17 protein-coding genes and 1 tRNA gene are annotated in these 19,390 nt (G+C 43.3%); 9 read left to right on the forward strand and 9 right to left on the reverse strand.

Features of this window, described 5'->3' with window-relative positions; genetic code table 11:
* Positions 1-171 precede the first annotated feature (171 nt).
* The 3 genes from P2W71_RS19180 (at position 172) to tmk (ending at position 3,482) form a co-directional block, all read left to right on the forward strand.
* Positions 172-918, forward strand: a complete 747-nt coding sequence (locus P2W71_RS19180; RefSeq protein WP_276372935.1) for a metallophosphoesterase — start codon at positions 172-174, stop codon at positions 916-918.
* Between the two features lie 142 nt (positions 919-1,060).
* Complete coding sequence (locus P2W71_RS19185) at positions 1,061-2,863, forward strand: hypothetical protein (RefSeq protein ID WP_276372936.1); 1,803 nt, start codon at positions 1,061-1,063, stop codon at positions 2,861-2,863.
* A gap of 7 nt (positions 2,864-2,870) precedes the next feature.
* Positions 2,871-3,482: a dTMP kinase gene (gene tmk / locus P2W71_RS19190; RefSeq protein ID WP_276372937.1), complete on the forward strand. Its 612-nt coding sequence runs from the start codon at positions 2,871-2,873 to the stop codon at positions 3,480-3,482.
* Here the strand turns inward: tmk and P2W71_RS19195 are convergent.
* The 7 genes from P2W71_RS19195 to P2W71_RS19225 form a co-directional block, all read right to left on the reverse strand.
* Positions 3,463-4,005 (reverse strand): uracil-DNA glycosylase family protein, encoded by a 543-nt coding sequence (locus P2W71_RS19195; RefSeq protein ID WP_276372938.1) that lies wholly within the window; start codon positions 4,003-4,005, stop codon positions 3,463-3,465. The two genes, tmk and P2W71_RS19195, sit on opposite strands and share 20 nt — an antisense overlap.
* A gap of 25 nt (positions 4,006-4,030) precedes the next feature.
* The gene (locus P2W71_RS19200; protein WP_276372939.1) at positions 4,031-5,410 is read right to left on the reverse strand and encodes a radical SAM protein; all 1,380 of its coding nucleotides are present in this window, start codon (positions 5,408-5,410) and stop codon (positions 4,031-4,033) included.
* Positions 5,407-5,928, reverse strand: a complete 522-nt coding sequence (locus tag P2W71_RS19205) for a hypothetical protein (RefSeq protein ID WP_276372940.1) — start codon at positions 5,926-5,928, stop codon at positions 5,407-5,409. Before P2W71_RS19205 ends, P2W71_RS19200 begins: the two co-directional genes overlap by 4 nt.
* Positions 5,918-6,994 carry an XRE family transcriptional regulator gene (locus tag P2W71_RS19210; RefSeq protein WP_276372941.1) on the reverse strand — a complete coding sequence of 359 codons (1,077 nt, stop codon included), beginning with the start codon at positions 6,992-6,994 and terminating at the stop codon, positions 5,918-5,920. The genes P2W71_RS19205 and P2W71_RS19210 overlap by 11 nt, the downstream gene beginning before the upstream one ends.
* 89 nt (positions 6,995-7,083) lie before the next feature.
* Positions 7,084-7,674: a site-specific integrase gene (locus P2W71_RS19215; RefSeq protein WP_276372942.1), complete on the reverse strand. Its 591-nt coding sequence runs from the start codon at positions 7,672-7,674 to the stop codon at positions 7,084-7,086.
* A 140-nt stretch (positions 7,675-7,814) separates the two neighbouring features.
* Positions 7,815-8,210, reverse strand: a complete 396-nt coding sequence (locus P2W71_RS19220; protein ID WP_276372943.1) for a response regulator transcription factor — start codon at positions 8,208-8,210, stop codon at positions 7,815-7,817.
* Between the two features lie 11 nt (positions 8,211-8,221).
* Positions 8,222-8,341, reverse strand: a complete 120-nt coding sequence (locus P2W71_RS19225) for a response regulator (protein WP_276372944.1) — start codon at positions 8,339-8,341, stop codon at positions 8,222-8,224.
* 235 nt (positions 8,342-8,576) lie between these two features.
* Here P2W71_RS19225 and P2W71_RS19230 point away from each other — a divergent pair, with 235 nt between their 5' ends.
* Together P2W71_RS19230 and P2W71_RS19235 are read left to right on the forward strand one after the other, a co-directional pair.
* On the forward strand, positions 8,577-9,059 hold the full coding sequence (locus P2W71_RS19230; protein WP_276372945.1) for a hypothetical protein: 483 nt from the start codon (positions 8,577-8,579) through the stop codon (positions 9,057-9,059).
* A 70-nt stretch (positions 9,060-9,129) separates the two neighbouring features.
* Positions 9,130-10,974: a T9SS type A sorting domain-containing protein gene (locus P2W71_RS19235; protein ID WP_276372946.1), complete on the forward strand. Its 1,845-nt coding sequence runs from the start codon at positions 9,130-9,132 to the stop codon at positions 10,972-10,974.
* 342 nt (positions 10,975-11,316) lie between these two features.
* On the opposite strand, the gene P2W71_RS19240 is transcribed toward P2W71_RS19235, so the two are convergent.
* Positions 11,317-11,389, reverse strand: a tRNA-Lys gene (locus tag P2W71_RS19240).
* Between the two features lie 364 nt (positions 11,390-11,753).
* Here P2W71_RS19240 and P2W71_RS19245 point away from each other — a divergent pair.
* Positions 11,754-12,488: an SH3 domain-containing protein gene (locus tag P2W71_RS19245; RefSeq protein WP_276372947.1), complete on the forward strand. Its 735-nt coding sequence runs from the start codon at positions 11,754-11,756 to the stop codon at positions 12,486-12,488.
* 249 nt (positions 12,489-12,737) lie between these two features.
* Positions 12,738-13,181, forward strand: a complete 444-nt coding sequence (locus tag P2W71_RS19250; RefSeq protein WP_276372948.1) for a DUF1761 domain-containing protein — start codon at positions 12,738-12,740, stop codon at positions 13,179-13,181.
* A 1,316-nt stretch (positions 13,182-14,497) separates the two neighbouring features.
* Here the strand turns inward: P2W71_RS19250 and P2W71_RS19255 are convergent.
* A complete protein-coding gene (locus P2W71_RS19255; protein ID WP_276372949.1) occupies positions 14,498-17,152 on the reverse strand; it encodes a gliding motility-associated C-terminal domain-containing protein in 2,655 nt (884 codons plus the stop codon).
* Between the two features lie 129 nt (positions 17,153-17,281).
* Here P2W71_RS19255 and rlmD point away from each other — a divergent pair, with 129 nt between their 5' ends.
* Both rlmD and P2W71_RS19265 read left to right on the forward strand, forming a co-directional pair.
* Positions 17,282-18,736: a 23S rRNA (uracil(1939)-C(5))-methyltransferase RlmD gene (rlmD, locus tag P2W71_RS19260; RefSeq protein ID WP_276372950.1), complete on the forward strand. Its 1,455-nt coding sequence runs from the start codon at positions 17,282-17,284 to the stop codon at positions 18,734-18,736.
* 6 nt (positions 18,737-18,742) lie between these two features.
* On the forward strand, positions 18,743-19,138 hold the full coding sequence (locus P2W71_RS19265; protein ID WP_276372951.1) for a hypothetical protein: 396 nt from the start codon (positions 18,743-18,745) through the stop codon (positions 19,136-19,138).
* The last annotated feature ends 252 nt before the right edge of the window (positions 19,139-19,390 follow it).

Below are 19,390 nucleotides of genomic sequence, written 5' to 3' on the forward strand. Positions count from 1 at the left end.
TATTATAGATTTGATTTACTACAATAGTCTTTCAATCCATTTAAGGGTTTTCGGTAGTTGTTATAATCTTCTGATGAATATTTTTGGCCTGATTTGAATTCTGCCTTGTCAATTGAATGAAGTTCAATCACAATGAATGTAGTTGATGTAAAATTTTGTTAGATATGCAGAATGAAAATACAGGTCATCAGCGATTTGCATCAGGAGTTCGGCTTTATGGACATTAGCTTTAGCAATGCTGATGTTGTTGTTATTGCCGGCGATGTAAATCTTGGAACCAAGGGTATTCAATGGATCTTATCGACGATCAAAAATATTCCGGTGATTTACGTTTTAGGAAACCATGAATATTACCGCGGCAGCTACCCTAAGACATTAAATAAGATTGCCGAATTATCTAAGGGCACGAATGTTCATGTCTTAGAAAACAAATCAATTGTGGTTGATGACGTTACTTTTCACGGTACAACATTGTGGACTGACTTCGAATTATTGGGAGATCCGAGAATCAACGGAAGCATTTGTCAAAGCCGGATGAATGATTACAAATTAATTCGGAGAGACCCATCCTATTCTAAGCTGCGATCCATTGACACTTACATTATTCATCGGGCAGCAATAAAGTGGCTTGAAACAAGTCTAGAATCTTCCTCAACAAAGAAGAATATTGTTGTAACGCACCATGCGCCAAGCATCAAGTCCATACCGGAAAGACTTAGAAGTGATGTTTTGTGTTCAGCTTATGCTTCGAATCTTGAGGCGACAATTTTGAAATATCAACCTGACTATTGGATACATGGACATATCCATGAGCTCATAAGGTACAACGTTGGCGACACGACCGTTTTGTGTAATCCGCATGGATACATGAACGAACCTTACAATGGTTTTGATTCAAACCTCACCATTCAAATTTAACTGCTTGACAAAAAAGACAATGGAGGATGAAACCAAAATATTGCCGCTTGACCGGAAATTATTTACTTTAGTACTGATTCCCTGACCCACCCGATCCACTCGATCACTTGCCCACGAGGAATCTCATCCAAATTCCTCACACATGATTAAATCATTTGAACTTGAGAACATCAAGGGCATTGGTAATGGTGTTCACAAAAAAGTATTCGAACTTGATATTTTACCGAACAAGCCCAGTCTTTTAATCGCGCCAAATGGTTTTGGTAAAAGTTCCTTTTCAACCGCTTTCAAAGCCTTAAATCGCGATCGAATAAAACTTGACAGTCGTGATTTTTATAAGGAAAATGAAGCGAATAAGCCTAAGCTTGTTCTGAAGTATAAGCCCGCTGACGAGGACATAATTGAATTATTAGCCGACGAGAATTCCAACACTATCTCCAACCATTTCGACTATTTTGTTATAAGCAATCAAGTGCGAGCAAAAGGTGTTGGTCAATCGTTTGGTGGCAGGACCAACGTAAGCGCGTCCCTCAATATCGATCCCATTGTATTGATAGATACAGTCCCACAGAACGTGACTTTACAATATTCTTTTACTGATGAAAAGAATGCGTTTGGTTTGCTTGGGAAAATTCTACCCAACCTAACGGCCATCCTAAGAAAGCAAGGTTTGTTTGTAGCTCTCAAGTCCGATGAGAACTTAGTAAGTCTTAATAGAACTAGTAACGTGGGAGTAAGGACCCGTATTGACGCATTTGTCCATAGAATCGGTTTACTTCCAGCAACTTTGTCTCGAGATGAATTACTCGCACATATTGAAGCGAATGAATTAAATTTTCTATCATCCACGCCATACTTAGAAAACATCAGCATAGTCGTCCTAGGATTTGATCTTGGTCTAGCTCATCACAAGGTTATTGAAAGTTACCTTGTGGCAATCCAGTTGATTAAATTATATAATGCCGATCGAGTAAGATTCAAAAGTTACTGCGAAAGAAAGGAATATGAAGTCGACAAAGAACATTATATTTCACTTTTTGCCGACTTAAACTCGACTTGGATAGAATTCAAGCCAAAGGAAACGCAGGGGTCACTAGTTTTGGAATTTCCAAAAGCGCATTTGATATCCAACGGACAAAGAGATGTTTTGTCTTTCATGGCGCTGCTTGAGAAGGCCCGAAAAAAATTCAAGAAGCAAAAATGCATACTGATTATTGATGAAGTATTCGATTACCTTGACGATGCCAACCTGGTTGCAGTTCAATACTACACTACGCAATTGATAGAAGAGTTTAAAGTAGCGAATAGGCAATTATACCCCTTAATCTTGACGCACTTAGATCCGGCCTATTTTAAAGGATATGTTTTCGGCAGCAAACACAAACTGAAGGTATATCATTTGTCTAAAGTGCAAGCCACCACTAGCCCCCATCTGGTCAAGATTCTGAAAGAGAGAAACAAGGCTACCTCAATTGTAAAAGGCGACATTGAAAAACTTCTTTTACATTATCATCCCACGCAAATTAATAGGCGTGCTGACTTTGAGGGTTTGAATCTTCGCCCAACATGGGGTGAGGAAGCAAATTTCGACAACTTCTTAAACGAGGAGGTTCAGAAATACTGTAACGATGAGAATACATTTGATCCGCTTGCGGTTTGCTGCGCGGTGCGCAAGAACATTGAAAGAAAAATTTATCAGCAAATTGCAGAAGCCGGTCACCGAGAAATATTTCTAAATGAAAAAGTAAGTGGCACAAACGAAAAATTAGAGTATGCTGAAAGTATCGGCGTCCCTGTAAATGAATCTTTCTATTTTTTGGGTCTCATATATAATGAAGCTCTGCATTGGAAGGAAGATCGCGACGATAACTCAAACATTGCGCCCGCTTTTGGAAAGTTGAGGAATCTCACGATCAAAAAGTTAATCAAGTCATGTTTTAATTGATCTGGGCATGAAAGGTCTATTTATTGTTTTTGAGGGGCCCAACGGGGTTGGTAAAACAACAGTTATGGAATCGGTATGCGCGGCAATTGAACATAGGCTGATACCCGTTGTACGCACCAAAGAGCCAACGACGAGTGATCTAGGAAACTTTATTAGAAAGCACCAAGATGTTTATACAACCGAGGTGTTGGCCTGTTTAGTTACTGCAAATCGTTATGAACATCTTGACCGCATCGTTCGACCAAGTATTGACAAGGGTAGAGTAATTGTAAGTGATCGCTATTTCCCTTCATCACTTGTTTATCAAATGATGGACGGGCTTGATTTTTCATTTATTAAGAGCTTGAATGATCGAATCCTGATTCCAGACCTTACAATTTTCTTAACTGCAGATGAAAAAATTCTGTCTGCACGTTTAAAACAAAGAATTCAACTTACAAGATTTGAAAAGGATCAAAAGAAAGAAGTCCAGCGCTACGAAGACGCACAGAGCTATATAGAGAAGATGGGCTGGAATACTCTGTCTTTAAATTCGGGTGAACAGAATGTTCACGAACTCACCGACGCAATAGTAAACGCAATTGTTGCAATCTACAAAGCTACACCGAGGAACGTGTGACGGTTTTTCTTACACACTTCTTTCTAATTAATGACCGGATTTGACTGATATAAACGTCCATAGCTTTTCGTTTGTAAACAAGGACGAAGGACGGATGGTGAATCGGAACATAACAGACTCCATCTATTAAAAAAACTTCGTAGTTGAAATTTTCATCCAGTTCATACTCAGTTAGATTGAGCTTCGAAAGCACAAATGTTGCGACCTGCTTTCCTAGCAAGAAGACAACCTTTGGTTTTAACTGTTTTGTTTCAGCTTCGAGGTTTGGATAACATTTTTCCATCTCATGCTGTGCTGGATATCTAATCTTATCCTTCTTAAGCGGAAGACACTTTACAACATTGGTTTTGTAAAAGGAGAGAGATGAGTGAAAGGGGTTTTCGATTTCGGCGACCAATGCCCCAGAGCGGGTAGAAGGCGATAGTGGAATTTTTTCGTCTTCGTCATTGAATGCAACAGCGGACAGTCCAACCCAAAAAACAGATGCTTTTTTTTGCTGATCGACAGCGGGCAGCTGGTTCAAATATAACCCGCAAGCCTTGCAAAGACTACTCCTTTTCGGGTTGATTGCTAGGTTTGAGTCCGTTAAACAGTCCAGAATCGTTCAAATTAGTTGTGCGGTAAATATAACCATGTAGGGTATCTGAATCAACCGCAGCATAGTTACCGCTATGAAAATTGAACTGTATTCTTCCGACAAGACTCGATAATGCCTGATTTCCTGCAACTTGTTCGACTTGAAGCGCTTTCCCCTGTGACGCTAGGTCATGATAAATTTCCGTTGCATGATAGGGGCGATATTGAAAAACGCTTGTCCTAAACGTTACTCCTTCAGCTGTTGCTATTTCCTTCAAAGTTTTTGCAAGATGATAAGTCATCTCCATTTCCTCTTGGGTTTCGCCTGGGAATCCGAAAATGAAATAGCCCTTAATATTGATTTTTGCTTTCAATACCATCGAAAGATTTTTTATGATGATATCAAGATTGTGAGTTTTATTTATTGACCTCAGCACTCTTGGCGAACCCGACTCGATCCCAATAAACAGCTCTTTGCATCCGCTTTCTTTCAGAGCATTTAGGATCGACTGATCGATATTCTGAAACGTAAGAACATGAGCCATTGATCTCCATTGGAAGTTGAAAGGAGAGAATACATTGATAGCTTTACCAATGGTACGCCCATTTTTCAAGAACAAATCATCGAGCACTCGAATAGAATTGACAGTCGGGAACTTGGATTTTATGTCTTGCAATTCGCGTATTATCGATTCTTCACTTCGTTCACGAATTGGAAATTCTTGGTTCAATGATCGCGCTGCCGCACAGAAGGTACAATTGTAAATGCACCCTCTACTTGCAATAATATTAGCCTCAATAAATCCGAATGGATGACGGATAGGTTCGTTCAAGAAAAAACTGCGATTAAGTTCCTGGCTTGAAATATCATTCACATAATAGCTGGAACTCCCATCAACTTTGAAAACCCTAAAGTTTTCTTTAGCTAAAAGTGGTGGTTGGTGAATTTTTTCATTGATGATATCTAATGATATCAATTCCCCGTCGCCGATCACCACATCTACAAGATTTTTTGTCTTCCATTCTACGATATTATAATAAAGTTCTTTCGTGGCGAGTCCTCCGATTATATAATGGCAACTGAAAGTGAGTGATTCGAAGAGCTCCTTTACTAATTCATAATTTGTGGTAAACACATTTGCCGCAACAAACTCTGGCTTGGCGAAATTCAGATAGGAAATAAGATCACGAAGGGGAATTCTTTCATATACAGCATCAATTAGGTCCACATCGATGCCATTGTTCTGTAGATGCGTAGCGATGTAACCCAGCCCAATAGGCGGCAAGGAGTCCTCGTCATACAGAGGATTCTTGTCCCTGAATAGGGGTGAATTAATCAAAATTACTTTCATCTATTTAACACTTGATTTTGAATCCGATCAACCAAGGCCTTCATTTCAGCTCGTGGAGCTCTATCGTTGATTCGCTGGTAGTGGTTAAGCTTACTAATTGCCTCATCCGAAGAGAGCAAACTCTTCGCATGCAACTCCTCGACTATCCACAAAACTCCTCTAACGGTAAGGCCGTTTCTACTTGTGGCATTTCTAAGTTTTAGGTCGGAGCTCAGCACAGTACCATTCACTCGGATCGCGAGCTCGAGGACTGAACTATCTGCAAAACTGAGGCCGGAATTTTTTATTAAAATTTCCTGAATTTCTGTCAGATTCCCTTTGTCATCGACCTTTAGCCTGCCGTTCTTAACAAGGTTATTTGCTAAACTCACTTGGTCTCCGTCGAGAACCTCTATCATCACTTGGGGCGTCGTCATTACATCGTAATCCAACTCAAAGAATACTGATATCAACCCTAAGTCAATAAGGTCGAATAGGATGCAAGCATCCTGTATCACTATTTCTTTGTTAGTTGACACTGATAAAGCCTTTTCTTAGCTGATTAATATTGGTATTACACAGTGCGGCCGCCTTGCTAATTGATATTGCTCCCTCTGACAACGCTCTCGCTACCAACTGTTCAAAATGTTTCACCTGTTCGTTGCCCCTATATTCACCGGGCTCGCTCTTGGCACCGTAGGTTTTATTCATATATATAACCCACCGCTTGTAGTAGTTCTCGGTGATGATATGCAGTTCCATAAGACGGTGAAGAATAGCTCTAATGGAAATACCAAAGTATTCCTTAATTGAAATCAATTCCTTTATTGCGATATAGTTTCTGTTATTTCCACCAATCATTCGGATTAAGCTTTTTCTTGGTAAGATGAAACAGCTTGAAAAGCAATGACACAGGACTTCAACAAGTTTGTGATTGTCTTTTATCTCTTCATTAAGCATCATTAGAATGTGTGCAAGCTCATGGACTATAGTAAACCGAACGCGTTCGATCGATTTACCTTTAACATTCACAACAACGAGAGGAACACCAGTAGAGGTAATTGTGGCAAATCCATCAATAGATTCTTCATCATCGATGAGTAGCACTTTGATGCCTTGAAGTTCAAGCATTTCAACGAGACTAGGTAAGGGGTCTGTTCCTAGTTCCCATTTTTCGCGCAGCTTATTCGCAGCCATTTCAGCATCTTCTTTACTTTTCACTGAGATAGCTTGAATCGGATTGATGAATTTTTGCTCTTGCCCCAGTATGTTTTCAATTTCTAAATATCGTTCAACATAGTCCCGAGCTTTTTCAATAATCGCCTCTTCATTTTTACGTGACAAGTCGCTCTTCTTTCGAAAAGAAATTTGTCCTAGTTCAACAATGCCTTGACGAATAAAGTAGTCAGGTTTGACTTTAAGGACTTTAGAAAGCTCCCCAAGTATTTCACTAGTTGGCAGCATTGAGCCCATTTCATATTTACTCAGTGCTTGTTTAGTGATCTTATTTTGCAGTGCATCTGCTAAATCTTGCAATGAAAACCCGTTCATTTTCCTGGCAAGCATTAGCCTGTTTCCAAAGATGTTTTTGTCGGGTGAATCCATAAGAATTTTAATTGGTTGACAAATATACAAATATTATACGTTTTGTCAACCAATTAAGTTTTTGCTGATTTTCTCATTAAATCGGCTTTTCAAGAAATTTTTAGCCGGTCTCGTAGTTTTAACATATCCTCACTCACCTTCTGATCCAAAATCTTGGCATACTGCTGTGTTGTCCTCAGTGTCTTATGCCCTAGCATTTTACTTACTGTCTCAATCGGCACACCATTCGTCAAAGTAACTGTAGTGGCGAAAGTATGTCGCGCAGTATGAAACGTCATCTTCTTATTAATCTCACATCGGTCTGCAATCTCTTTCAAGTACTCGTTCATTTTCTGGTTGCTGGATACTGGCAATAGTTTCCCTTCATTCACGCATTGTGGATGATTTTTGTAGGCATCCATGATCTTCAACGCTTGAGGTAAGAGTGGAACGCGTGTGGCAGTTTCTGTTTTCACCCGTTCGGTATGAATCCACTTCTCGCCATCGTGACCGACCACAATATCAACTCTTCGTAATTTCTGAACATCCGCGTAAGCCAGACCGGTATAGCAACAGAACACAAAAATATCGCGCACTTGGGTCAGACGTTCTGCTGTAAATTTCAAAGCTATGATTTTATCAAGTTCGTCTTGAAGTAAGAACGGTCTGTTCGTCTCGCGGACCTTTACTTTGTAATTCATGAATGGATCTTTTTCCATCACATCATTGGCAACGCATTGCGTTACAATCTTTTTTAGCTTCTTAATGCTTGTAAATGCTTATTCTGTATATAAGAATAGGCCTTTTAAGTCATAGGATAGCCGTTTAGATTGGTGCGATATCAATCCATCTTAACGAAACCATTTCTGATGGCGTATATTACTAACCCTACGCGGCTCTTCACATTGAGTTTTTCAAAGAGTGCCTCGCAGTACCCATCGATCGTACGAGGCGCCAGGCACATTCGGTCTGCAATTTCTTTATAGGTAAGTTCGGTGCAAGCGAGTTTTAGAAATTCGGTTTCCCTGTCATTGATACTTATTTTCTTTGGACTTCCTGCGTCATCGGAGTGAAGACTTTGTACCAGTACGCCACTTACAAGATCAGAATAGTAATATCCTTTGCTCACAACATCATCAAAAGCTTTTCTCAATTCGGTGGGCTCAGCATGTTTGAGAACATAACCACGCGCCCTGGCTTCGATCATCCGTATGATCGATTTTTCTTCATCGTACATGGAAAGCGCGATTACTTTGACCCAGGGAAATTCTTGTTAAGCCACATCGCCGTTTCATATCCATCCATTTCGGGCATGTTAATATCCAACAAGACAATATCCGGACTCTCAATGGATTTTATCCTGGTCATAAACTCTTTATCGTGTTTTCTCGGAATGAGGGATACCTAGAGGGATGGCATTTTTCATGGTATATTGTCCCAATTTTCTAACCAACAATCCCGCGTAATCTAAGCATTTTTCCACTTCAACTAATGTCACAAAATCCTTGACCGCCACCCTACTACTAAGTTACCTCATCCTGCAAAAACATATAAACATTAAACTTGCTTCTGGCAGTTAGCAATTAATCATTCAACAGCATTTATGTATTTCCTTAAAGCCTTCGTCATTCTCCGATCGACTGTCGGCGCGCTTCCTCTCGTATTTTCGGCAGGTTCAGGTTATCAATATGTTACCAGCCCAAGGTATGTTTCACTAGATGAAAAGAAGGGTGAAATGATGGCCAATATCTATCCGAGTAGTCTTCAGGTCGGTTATGCTTTCAGTAACAACTTTTCAGTATTTACAACCGGCCACATGCGTTTCTCAACGATCGAAACTGTTAACCCATTAACAGGAAGCGATGGACAAAGTCATCGAAGCGGTGATTCAAAAGAAATCAATGTTGGCGTGAGTCATTTTCGAAAGAAGGATAAGTTTATTTATAAAATATTTCGACTAACTGTAACGTTGTTTGCAAAGGTCCATCGCGTGTACTACCACAATATTAAAAAGGAGGGTGGAAAAAGTTTTGAGGGCTTGCACAAATCTCACGAGTCATCCCTTGCCAAAGAATCTACCAAATAAGAAATTTGAATATGCCAAAAGGGATATTATCCATACACGCAAAGTATTATATTTATGCCATTTCTGTCTTATGAAAAGACTGCTATTATTAATCGCTTTAGTTATTTATCCATATGTAACGTTCTCTCAGGTTCTGGAAAACACGGCACTATCTAGGGCGTCCGAGACTGCCCTGCGTGCCTCCGAGGACCTTGAGTTTGTTGATAGCGAGTGGCTTACTATTGGTCGAGGTGGAAGCATGTCATTGCTTGGTGATTATGACCAGGATGAGGATCTTGATCTTCTTCTTACATACACAACCGGAAGTGAATTGCGCACCAGGCTGTTTCGTTTCACCGACGATTTGTATGAAGATTCGGGTGTCGAATTTTCTAAAATCGCGTTGGATGGACGATGGATCGATTATAACAATGATGGATTCATAGATTTACTTCTTTATAGTGGCTATAATCATGATCCCGTTTTTACACTTTACAAGAATGAAAGTGGCAATGGGTTTTCTGAGCAATCCGACAAACTTTCTTTTCCAAATATTCAAATACAATCTGGTATGTCGCTTGGCGATTATGACAATGATGGTGACGAGGATATGGCCATTCAAACTTTAAGCCCAGACTATACGAAAGCATCAATCCACATTTATGAGAATGATGGTAAAGGTAAATTCACACGTAACAGTCACATTGAGTTAGAAGGGCACCTTAAGAGTGATTATGCATGGGCAGACTATGACAAAGATGGAGATCTTGATCTCTTAGCAAACAGACAATTTCCCTGCGTGGTTACGATCTTTGAAAATAAATCAGACAAAACATTTGTACCAACGCAGTTAGAGCTGGACGGCGTAGAGGCTGATTTTTTGAACTTCGTCGGCGATATGAAGTGGGGCGATTATGATAGCGATGGCTATCCGGATATTCTTGTTTCGGGCCGAAACGCATGTCAAATTGACTACGGCCTTACTCATATTTACCGTAACAACGGTGACAAAACATTTTCGAAGATAGCTGAACTGGTTGATGTTAGAGAGGGTGTAACGGTTGATTGGGGGGATTATGATAACGATGGGGACCTTGACGCGTTTGTTTTCGGAGATCGCTCTACATCGCCTCGTACAAGAATATACAGAAATGAGGCAGGTGCGTTTGAAGAAACATCCATTGATTACTTGTTGGACGGTAGAGATATCGGTACTGCTCTTAGAGGAGATATTGACAACGATGGGGATCTCGACTATGTCATTGTAGGTCAGGTCGACATCCAACATTTCCCCAAAATAATTGTATACAGGAATATGTATTCCGAGAGTTTCGGTATCACAAATCACAAGCCATCAGTTCCAACCGGCCTTGAAAGCATAGTCTCTGATGATGGATTCGTTACTCTGTCTTGGAACAAATCACAAGATAATGAAACGGACCAGGATGGACTTACTTACAACATGTATATCGTTGACGAAGCAGGCTCGTTCGTCGTAAATAGTTATTCGATGGCGAACGGATCAAGGATGATTCCATCACCAGGAAATGTTTCAGGTACTGGTATTAAGCTAAAACTTAAACCAGGATCATACCGATGGTCCGTTCAGTCGGTCGACAATGGCTTCGAAGGTTCTGAATTTTCGGAAGAAGATTCCTTCTTTATTGGAGGAATTACGGGTGTAGAAAGTGCAGAGTCTTCTATTATTCGAATATTTCCGAATCCAGCGAATAATTATCTTAACCTGTCACTGCCTTCCCTTCAATTTCCTCTTGATCTTCGAGTGACCAATTCAATGGGTCAAATCGTTAGTGAGGTTGCCGTTGACACCACGGAGTCAATTCATAATATATCCGCTCTTCCAACTGGTGTTTACTTTATCTCTCTATACCATAACGGTGTTAAAGTTGGCAAGGAAAGACTGTTCAAAAGATAGCTTGATCTTCCGACATAACTGAATGCCTGGCTGCAGTATCTGAAACGAAATGGATTATGTTATGGCGACGGTAGAAAGAACAGAACCATGTTGTGATGATTAAAGCTGTAAAGTTATATTCAAAACGACACTTTGGCTGGTGGAAGTTGAGAATACGCAATACACTCCCTCTGTTAAAAAACTTTGAATCTTCTAAGCAAAGCGTTGGGTTAATATCAAAATGTTCAGGAACCTAAACATGCGGAGAGGATACTTCTTGAGGGTCTCACGCGACCTCACACAAGATCCAAAAAAAAGAGGCCGCAAGGAACTATCTCCTTGCGGCCATTTTAAACTTCTCTGTGATCCCGCTGGGATTCGAACCCAGGACCCCTACATTAAAAGTGTAATGCTCTACCAGCTGAGCTACGGAATCCGCCTTCGCGTGCTTTGAGCTAGTATTACCTGGCTCAAAACTCGTCGGCTATTATTTATTTATTCAAAACTTCTTTATGCTTCGGCGGACACAGTCCGCTAAAACTGCCTACGCGAGCTTTGAATTAGTATTACCTGACTCAAAATTCGTCGGCGATTATTAATTTATACAAGTCTTCTTCAAGCTTCGGCGGACACGGTCCGTTAAAGCTCCCGACGCGCTTTGAAATAGACAATTTGCCATTTTCACACGCATCGGATTTTATTCATTTACTTTGTCTCCGTCAATGCTTCGGCGGACACAGTCTCTAATTTTGGCGCTTTTACCTAAATTGAGGTCGCAAAGGTAGCAGGATATAAAAATTATGCAAAGCTGGATTTTAAAATTTCTTATTACAGGGTATTTTCTTTTGGTTGGCACTGTCATTACGGTTCAGGCGCAGGTGTCGGTACACCGTTTAAAACAAGCGGATTCGCTCTTTCTGGATAAAAAATATACGCAGTCGCTCGAACATTATGAGACGATTTTAAAGCAAAAAGAATATACGCCTGCCATGCTTCTCAAGATGGCGTACATCCAGGAGGGACTGAATCGTGTCGGCCAGGCGCTGTATTATCTCAACCTCTACTATGTTGTTACCAACGATAAATCCGTGCTCGGAAAAATGGAGGAACTCGCTGCGCGATACAACCTGGCCGGATATGAAAATTCTGAGGCGGACCAGGTGTTATCCTTCTACCATGACTATCACCTGCACATCACACTTGCACTCGCTGTTATTGCTGTCTTTCTTTTGTCACTTGCGTTCGCGATCAAGCGAAAAGGTGAACGGCCTGTGGCCTCGGGTATTGTGACGGCGATCGTGCTGTTAGGCTTATTCATTCATGTTAATGTGGGTGAAAAAATTTCTGTGGGTATTGTGGGTGCATCCCATACATTTTTAATGGAAGGACCTTCTCCCGGTGCGCCCGTTGTTGAAATTGTAAATGAAGGTCATCGCGTGGAAATCATCGGTAAAAAAGATGTGTGGCTCCAGGTGCTGTGGAATGGAGAAGTGGCGTATGTGAAAGAAGGAAACTTGTTGCCGGTCAGGTTATAAAACCTTTTAAGCGCAACGCTTAACACACAACGCGCCGATCGTTCGAAAGTGTGTTGATATTTTTTTCGAAGGGTTCGAGAAGTTCCCGTTGATTTATTCGGTCGACATGTGATCGTGATGGTCGCTGCTCTTTAATGAAGGATTCCTCATCGCATTACATTTTGCTTCTCAGCTTTTCCGTTTTCTGCTTCATACATTCCCCGATTTTTATTTAACTTCATTTCCGTCCTAAACCAAACCAATCATTTTATGGAACAAGAACTACACATCAACATGGGTGCTGTTTTTATTACAGTGCTTGCCAATTTTATCATCGGCTTTCTCTGGTATACCCCATTGTTCGGTAAGGCGTGGGCGAAAGAAATGGGACTCGATATGTCGGCCAAACCGAAGAGTTCACAGATGATCCCGGGACTAATCTTTTCGCTCATCGGAAATTTTTTCCTGGCGTATGTCTTTGCGCATAATATCGCGGCCTGGAGTTTTGTTCCGGGAATGGATAGCATGTCGCCTATTGTTAAGGTGATCAACTCTACTGTTTTCACGTGGCTTGGTTTTTATGTGCCGGTGGATTTGAATACGGTATCGTGGGAAGGGAAGTCGTGGAAGTTGTTTGGGATTAATACGGGTTATCATTTTGTGACGTTGCTGGTGGCGTCGGTGATTTTAACTTATATGGGAGGAGGAGTGTGAGAGGGAGAGTGAGTGTGGAGGGTGAGGCTGGGTTGATACAGGGTTGTGCGACGCGACGGGTTCTGTCGCTTAGAAAGAGTGCGTGTGGACAGTACGTCAACCGGCGACAGATCCTTCGTTCGCACTTGCCTACGCGCATCCACCACTCAGGAGATCTGAATGGAAAGGCCGCACTCATCCGCATCCAGGAAATCGATCTGAGGGGAATGCTACTTCCGTTTATTCTTCCATTCAACTTTGTCAATTACAGCAACATAAGTGTTATCGAAATCTGTTATCCAAGTGGGTGCGGTTGTTGGTCCTGCCGCCCGCTAGTCTTACTCGCAAGACCAACAACGGCGTAGAGTGAGGAGGAGTGTGAGGGGGAGAATGAGGGGGAGAGTGAGTGTGGAGGGCGAGGCTGGTTTGATATAGGGTTGTGCGGCGCGATGGGTCTGCCACTTGGAAAAGCGCGTATGGACAGTACGTTAACCGGCGACAGATCCTTCGTTCGCGCTTGCCACGCGCGTCCACCACTCAGGGATCTGAAGGGAAAGGCCGCGCTCATCCATCCGGGAAATTGATCTGAGGGGAATGCTACTCGTTTATTCTTCCATTCAACTTTGTCAATTACTGCAACATAAGTGTTATCGAAATCTGTTATCCAAGTGCGTGCGGTTGTTGGTCCCGCCGCCCGCTAGTCTTACTCGCAAGACCAACAACGGCGTAGAGTGAGGAGGAGTGTGAGGGGGAGAATGAGTGTGGAGGGCGAGGCTGGGTTGATACAGGGTTGTGCGACGCTACGGGTCTGCCCCTTAGAAAGAGTGCGTGTGGACAGTACGTTAACCGGCGACAGATCCTTCGTTCGCGCTTGCCCACGCGCGTCCACCACTCAGGAGATCTGAAGGGAAAGGCCGCGCTCATCCCTCCGGGAAATTGATCTGAGGGGAATGCTACTTCCGTTTATTCTTCCATTCAACTTTGTCAATTACTGAAACATAAGTGCTATCGAAATCTGTTATCCAAGTGCGTGCGGTTGTTGGTCCCGCCGCCCGCTAGTCTTACTCGCAAGACCAACAACGGCGTAAGTGAGTGGTTGGAGGAGAGTGAGGGGGAGAGCGAGTGTGGAGGGGGAAGTGTAGAGGGGGAAGGATGGGCAGTACGGTAACCGGCGACAGATCCTTCGTTCGCGCTTGCTCGCGCGCGCCCGCCACTCAGGAAATCGGATCTGAATGGAAAGACCGCGCTCATCCGCATCCATGAATGGGTTCGAAAGTGGAACTGCACTCGTTAAACTAATGAATCGGATCGAAAAGGGATGGCGGCTATAATATTTTTTACCGGTTTGATTCTGAGGAATCGAAGGCGAGGGTGATGATTCCTTTGTAGTCTTTGTCGGAGTATTTCAGGTTGTAGAAGTACATGCCGGAGACTTCGCCTTCGGCGTACCATCGGAAGTCGCGGGAGGCGCTTTCGTAAACGCGTTTACCCCACCGGTTGAAGATGATGATGCCTTCAAATACACCGGTGCAGTTATCGGTTGGGAGAATGTTAACCAGCTCGCCGGTGTTTTCATCTTCTTTTACCATGGCAAAAAAATCATTGCGATTATCGCCGTTGGGAGTAACAAAGTTTGGTGGCAGAAATTCCTTTCCTTCATTTTCCAAGTCATTGATATTGATGTTGACAACAACGGTATCTCCCATCTGACTATAACATTTGTCGTCGACTACCCGGAACGTAAACGTATACTGATTCCGATACGAGTCTCCCGTAAATATGGAGCAGTCGGGATTCCAGGAAAATGTACTCTGAACGGTGCCACGTCCTTCTGCATTGGCGAAAACATAACCAGTAGGCTCGACGTTGCCTTCCGCTTTGATGAGCTCCAATTTTAATAAATCAGCTTGCGGAGATTTGTCCTTGTCTGTTCCTAACAACGCCAGTGTAATTTGCTGGCCCAGTACGGCGGTCATGCTGTTGTCCGCCGCCATTTGGATGTCCTGGTTCATGTTCACCACCTGCAACAGCGGTTCCTGATTGTCAGGCGGATAAAGTTTTACGGTAACGTCAAGGGTATCCGCGTTGTAGTAGCGGCACTTATTAACATGATCGACTACAATAAACTGAAATGTGAATTCATCTTTCTTTCTAAGGTCAACCTCATCACAAAATATATTCCACTGAAATTTAGACTGGACAAAGTTGTTTCCTGTCGCCGTTGGGAAACTCACATTATACTTGGTGATATCGAAGCCCACACCGCGTACATCAAGTACAATTAAATCATTGTCGGCGTCGATACCTTTTACATTGAAGGTGAGTGATTCATTGATTTTCCGTTTTAATCCGGTTACACTTCTTTCAAAAGGATCCAGGGTAAGATCGGAATCAATAATCGGTACCGTATTGCCTGGCAGTTTAACCGTCAATGCGAAGTTCATGATATCGGGTTGCGCGAGCGTACACTCATCGATATCATCCAGTAACACCATAAAATTAAATGACGTCTTTTTTGAAAAATCCACTACATCACACCGCGTATCCCATTGAAGCTGGGCTTCATACAACCCGCTCTCACTTTTTACCTGGGTGAAGGTCATGCCGTAGTCTTCCAGGCGAAATCCCTGCGGTATGATGCCCGCCACCAGTTTGTCGCCATCATCATCCAACCCGCGGATCAGCCACGTTTTAATTTCACCTTCATTTATTACTTCCGTAACGTCCGGTGTTGTGAAATAAGGAAGGGCATTCGGCGGTGGCGTGATGTCCACTGTTATGCGCAACGTATCGGATAGCGGCAGACTGCAGGCATCGTCATACGCCACGATCCCCACCTGAAACGGCCCAGCGACATACGGACATTTCTCAAAACATATATCAAATGCAATGGTACTTCCATTCACCAACGTAGCATTCGAAATATCCGGCAGTATTCCGCTTACATCTTTCTTAAAACCGAGTGGTATCGCTTTGATCTTCACCTTCTCTGAGAAGTTGTCGTCCTGCTTACTCGCATCGGGATCGGATACCTGGACCTGAACGCAGCGCACAGAGTCTGCAACGGTGCCGCTAAAGGTAACCTGCATGTCTTCGTCGAATGAAAATCCGGGATCGCCTAATTTCTTACCCAAAATCTGAGGTGCTTCAGCGCGGGGACAAACATCGACCACCAGCATTTGAAAATCTCTTCGCACCTCCCCTATTTTCACGCCGTTTCTAAATTCGTCGCACTTTACGGCAAACACATACAATCCTTGCTGCGAAGGTGTGGCGGTCAGAAACCCATCGGTTGTGATCTTCATGTCGGGATCACCGTTAATAATTTTATCCAGGCTAAAAGGATTTCGCCAGGTCACCAACGGATAGGGTGCTGACTGCGGTGGCGGAAGTGCAATGATAGAATGCGTACTCAGTGGTGTTACCAAAGAATAAGCCAGCGAATCGCCGTCATCATCGACGCCTGCAAAGTCTACGTAATAAGGTCTGCGTGGACAAGCATAATCGCTCAGCGGCGGAAACAAACGAGGAGAAGAATTAATAAATGGCGCGCCATCTTTTACTACGGCAGGAAACTCAAGATAGAAAGTCTGACCGGCGGCACGACCACTGACGTCGGGATTCTCAGAATAAACATTGGTGATGGCATAGTTTCTACAGCACCGCTCCCAGCTGATATAATATCCACCCGGATCATTGTAGCGTGTATCAGAAAGCACGATGTTGGTGGTATATACTAACCTGGACGTCCAGATTTCACCGCGTGAACATGCGGGTTGCGTATAGGTTACGTTGGTTTCTGTAGGACTTCCAAAAGAAACATTTTGCATGAACACATTGTCACGCTTACGGTAGATGGTGGCCAAAACACTGTTATCACGGGCACCCGGACTACCATTGATTTTATCAAAATATAAAATAAGATTGACGCGATAGTTATTACCAGAAATATGAACCAGCTCAAATTCCCCTCCTACTATGTGGGACGCCATCGCCGGAAACGTTAAAATGCAGAGAATAACAAGTAAGCCCCTTTTCATATCCCGTCACAAACAAGAAAATAAATATAGAGAATTCGGTCGAAGGAGAAAACCCCCGCATTTCTGTAATTTGACCACCCAATGAAAAAGGGAGACATAATTGAGAATATTGTAGTCCAAAGCATGGCCGCTGAGGGCAAATGTGTAGCAAGATTAAATAATCTGGTCATTTTTTTAGAGGGTGGCGCCCCCGGCGATACCGTGGATGTGATGCTTACCAAAATAAAAAGTTCTTTCCTGGAGGGGAAAGTGACAGCGATCAAAGCGTTATCGCCGCACCGCACGCAGCCGTTCTGTATCCATTTCGGACTTTGTGGCGGATGCTCGTGGCAACATATTGATTATGCGCAGCAATTGGAATACAAACAGCAACAGGCGGTAGATCACCTGGAACGGATCGGCGGGTTACAGCTTCCTCCGATAACGCCGATTGTTCCATCGAACAAAACACGCTACTACCGAAACAAGCTCGACTATACCTTTTCGGCGCAACGCTGGCTTACAAGAGAAGAAATGCAGGTAAAGAAAGCGATGGCGTTGGATGAAAATTCAAATGAGTCGCTTCCTCCCCCAGAACCTGCATTAGGATATCACATCCCGCGCAAATATGATCTGGTGTTTGATGTGAAGGTCTGTTATCTGCAGCCAGCGCCGTCTGATGCGATAAGGCTGGCGGTGAGAGATGAAGCGGTAAAAAATAACATTCCGTTTTTTGACCTGCGAAAACAAATCGGTTTTTTGAGGACCATCACCATTCGTACCGCCAACACGGGAGAAGTGATGATCATTCTCCAGGTGACGTATGATAAGATGGAGTGGACGGAAAAAATATTGAAACGGCTGGAGCAGGATTTTCCTCAGATCACCTCTTTTCAATATGTCATTAATGGGAAGAAGAATGATACTTTCAGCGATTTAAATATTCTTACCTGGAAAGGCAATCCATACATTACAGAAACGATGCCTAAACCCGATGGAACGGGTGTGCTACAGTTTCGGGTAGGTCCAAAGTCTTTTTATCAAACGAATGCTGATCAGGCGCATGAACTTTATAAGATCGCCTGGCGGATGGCGGATCTTCAAGGTGATGAGTTAGTATATGATTTGTATACAGGCACGGGTACTATTGCGAACTACGTTGCGTGTCATGCGAAAAAAGTTATTGGATTAGAATATGTGGCGGCGGCAATAGAAGATGCGAAGTCGAATTCAGTGTTAAACAACATTACGAATACAGAATTTTTTGCTGGTGATATTAAGGATTTGCTGGATGATGAATTTCTTGCTGTTCATGTAAGACCTGATACAGTTATAACGGACCCGCCACGCGCCGGTATGCACGAGGATGTTTGTAAAATGCTATTGAAGGCGGAGCCGCGGAAGATTGTTTATGTGAGTTGTAATCCGGCGACACAGGCGCGGGATTTAAGTATACTTTCGGAGAAATATGAGATTGTGGCGGTGCAGCCGGTGGATATGTTTCCGCATACGGTGCATGTGGAGAATGTGGTGAAGTTGGTGAGGAAAGAGATTTAGAGTTGAGTGTGGAGGGCGAAGGGTGAGTGTGGAGTGTGGAGTGTGAGGGTGAGTGTGAGTGTGAGTGTGAGTGAGTGGGTGGAGGGTAAAGGGTGGCGGAGCAGTAGTGTGCTGTTCAAAGTGTGCTCATTCGAAGGGGCAGATCCTTCGCGCCGCGCGGGGCGGACGCGCGGGGCCTTGCTCAGGACATCGGTTCGCGGGGGGCGGTGGGCTTTCGAAGGGGCCGATTCTTTCGGGCATCGGTTAACGGGGAGGGTGGGTGTTTTGAACAGCTCAGTTCCAATTCTATTCTATTCTATTCTATTCTATTCCAATTCAATTCCATTCCTTTCCATTGGATCCGATTTCCTGAGTGGGGAACGTGTGATGGGATGCGGGAGCGAAGGATCTGTTGCAGGTTAACGTGCTGATCCAAGGGCGCTCTTTTGAAGGGGCAGATCCTTCGCATCGCGCGGGGCAAGCGCGCAGGGCCTTGCTCAGGACATCGGTTCGCGGGGGGCGGTGGGCTTTCGAAGGGGCCGATTCTTTCGGCATCGGTTAACGGGGGGTGATGCGGTTTCGAACAGCGGATTCTTGGAAATCGGTAAATGGATGGGTAGCTTTCAAAACATTTTTTTTGAAAACGATTTATTGAGAGGTGCAGGCTCCATTTAG

The organism is Chryseolinea sp. H1M3-3 (genome assembly GCF_029360725.1).
In the GTDB taxonomy this organism is placed as follows: domain Bacteria; phylum Bacteroidota; class Bacteroidia; order Cytophagales; family Cyclobacteriaceae; genus Chryseolinea.

Coding starts and splice junctions, on each gene's coding strand:
- P2W71_RS19180 (WP_276372935.1), top strand. CDS start 172: ATGAAAATACAGGTCATCAGCGATTTGCATCAGGAGTTCGGCTTTATG.
- P2W71_RS19185 (WP_276372936.1), top strand. CDS start 1,061: ATGATTAAATCATTTGAACTTGAGAACATCAAGGGCATTGGTAATGGT.
- tmk (WP_276372937.1), top strand. CDS start 2,871: ATGAAAGGTCTATTTATTGTTTTTGAGGGGCCCAACGGGGTTGGTAAA.
- P2W71_RS19200 (WP_276372939.1), bottom strand. CDS start 5,410: ATGAAAGTAATTTTGATTAATTCACCCCTATTCAGGGACAAGAATCCT.
- P2W71_RS19210 (WP_276372941.1), bottom strand. CDS start 6,994: ATGGATTCACCCGACAAAAACATCTTTGGAAACAGGCTAATGCTTGCC.
- P2W71_RS19215 (WP_276372942.1), bottom strand. CDS start 7,674: ATGAATTACAAAGTAAAGGTCCGCGAGACGAACAGACCGTTCTTACTT.
- P2W71_RS19220 (WP_276372943.1), bottom strand. CDS start 8,210: ATGTACGATGAAGAAAAATCGATCATACGGATGATCGAAGCCAGGGCG.
- P2W71_RS19225 (WP_276372944.1), bottom strand. CDS start 8,341: ATGACCAGGATAAAATCCATTGAGAGTCCGGATATTGTCTTGTTGGAT.
- P2W71_RS19230 (WP_276372945.1), top strand. CDS start 8,577: ATGTATTTCCTTAAAGCCTTCGTCATTCTCCGATCGACTGTCGGCGCG.
- P2W71_RS19235 (WP_276372946.1), top strand. CDS start 9,130: ATGAAAAGACTGCTATTATTAATCGCTTTAGTTATTTATCCATATGTA.
- P2W71_RS19245 (WP_276372947.1), top strand. CDS start 11,754: ATGCAAAGCTGGATTTTAAAATTTCTTATTACAGGGTATTTTCTTTTG.
- P2W71_RS19250 (WP_276372948.1), top strand. CDS start 12,738: ATGGAACAAGAACTACACATCAACATGGGTGCTGTTTTTATTACAGTG.
- P2W71_RS19255 (WP_276372949.1), bottom strand. CDS start 17,152: ATGGCGTCCCACATAGTAGGAGGGGAATTTGAGCTGGTTCATATTTCT.
- rlmD (WP_276372950.1), top strand. CDS start 17,282: ATGAAAAAGGGAGACATAATTGAGAATATTGTAGTCCAAAGCATGGCC.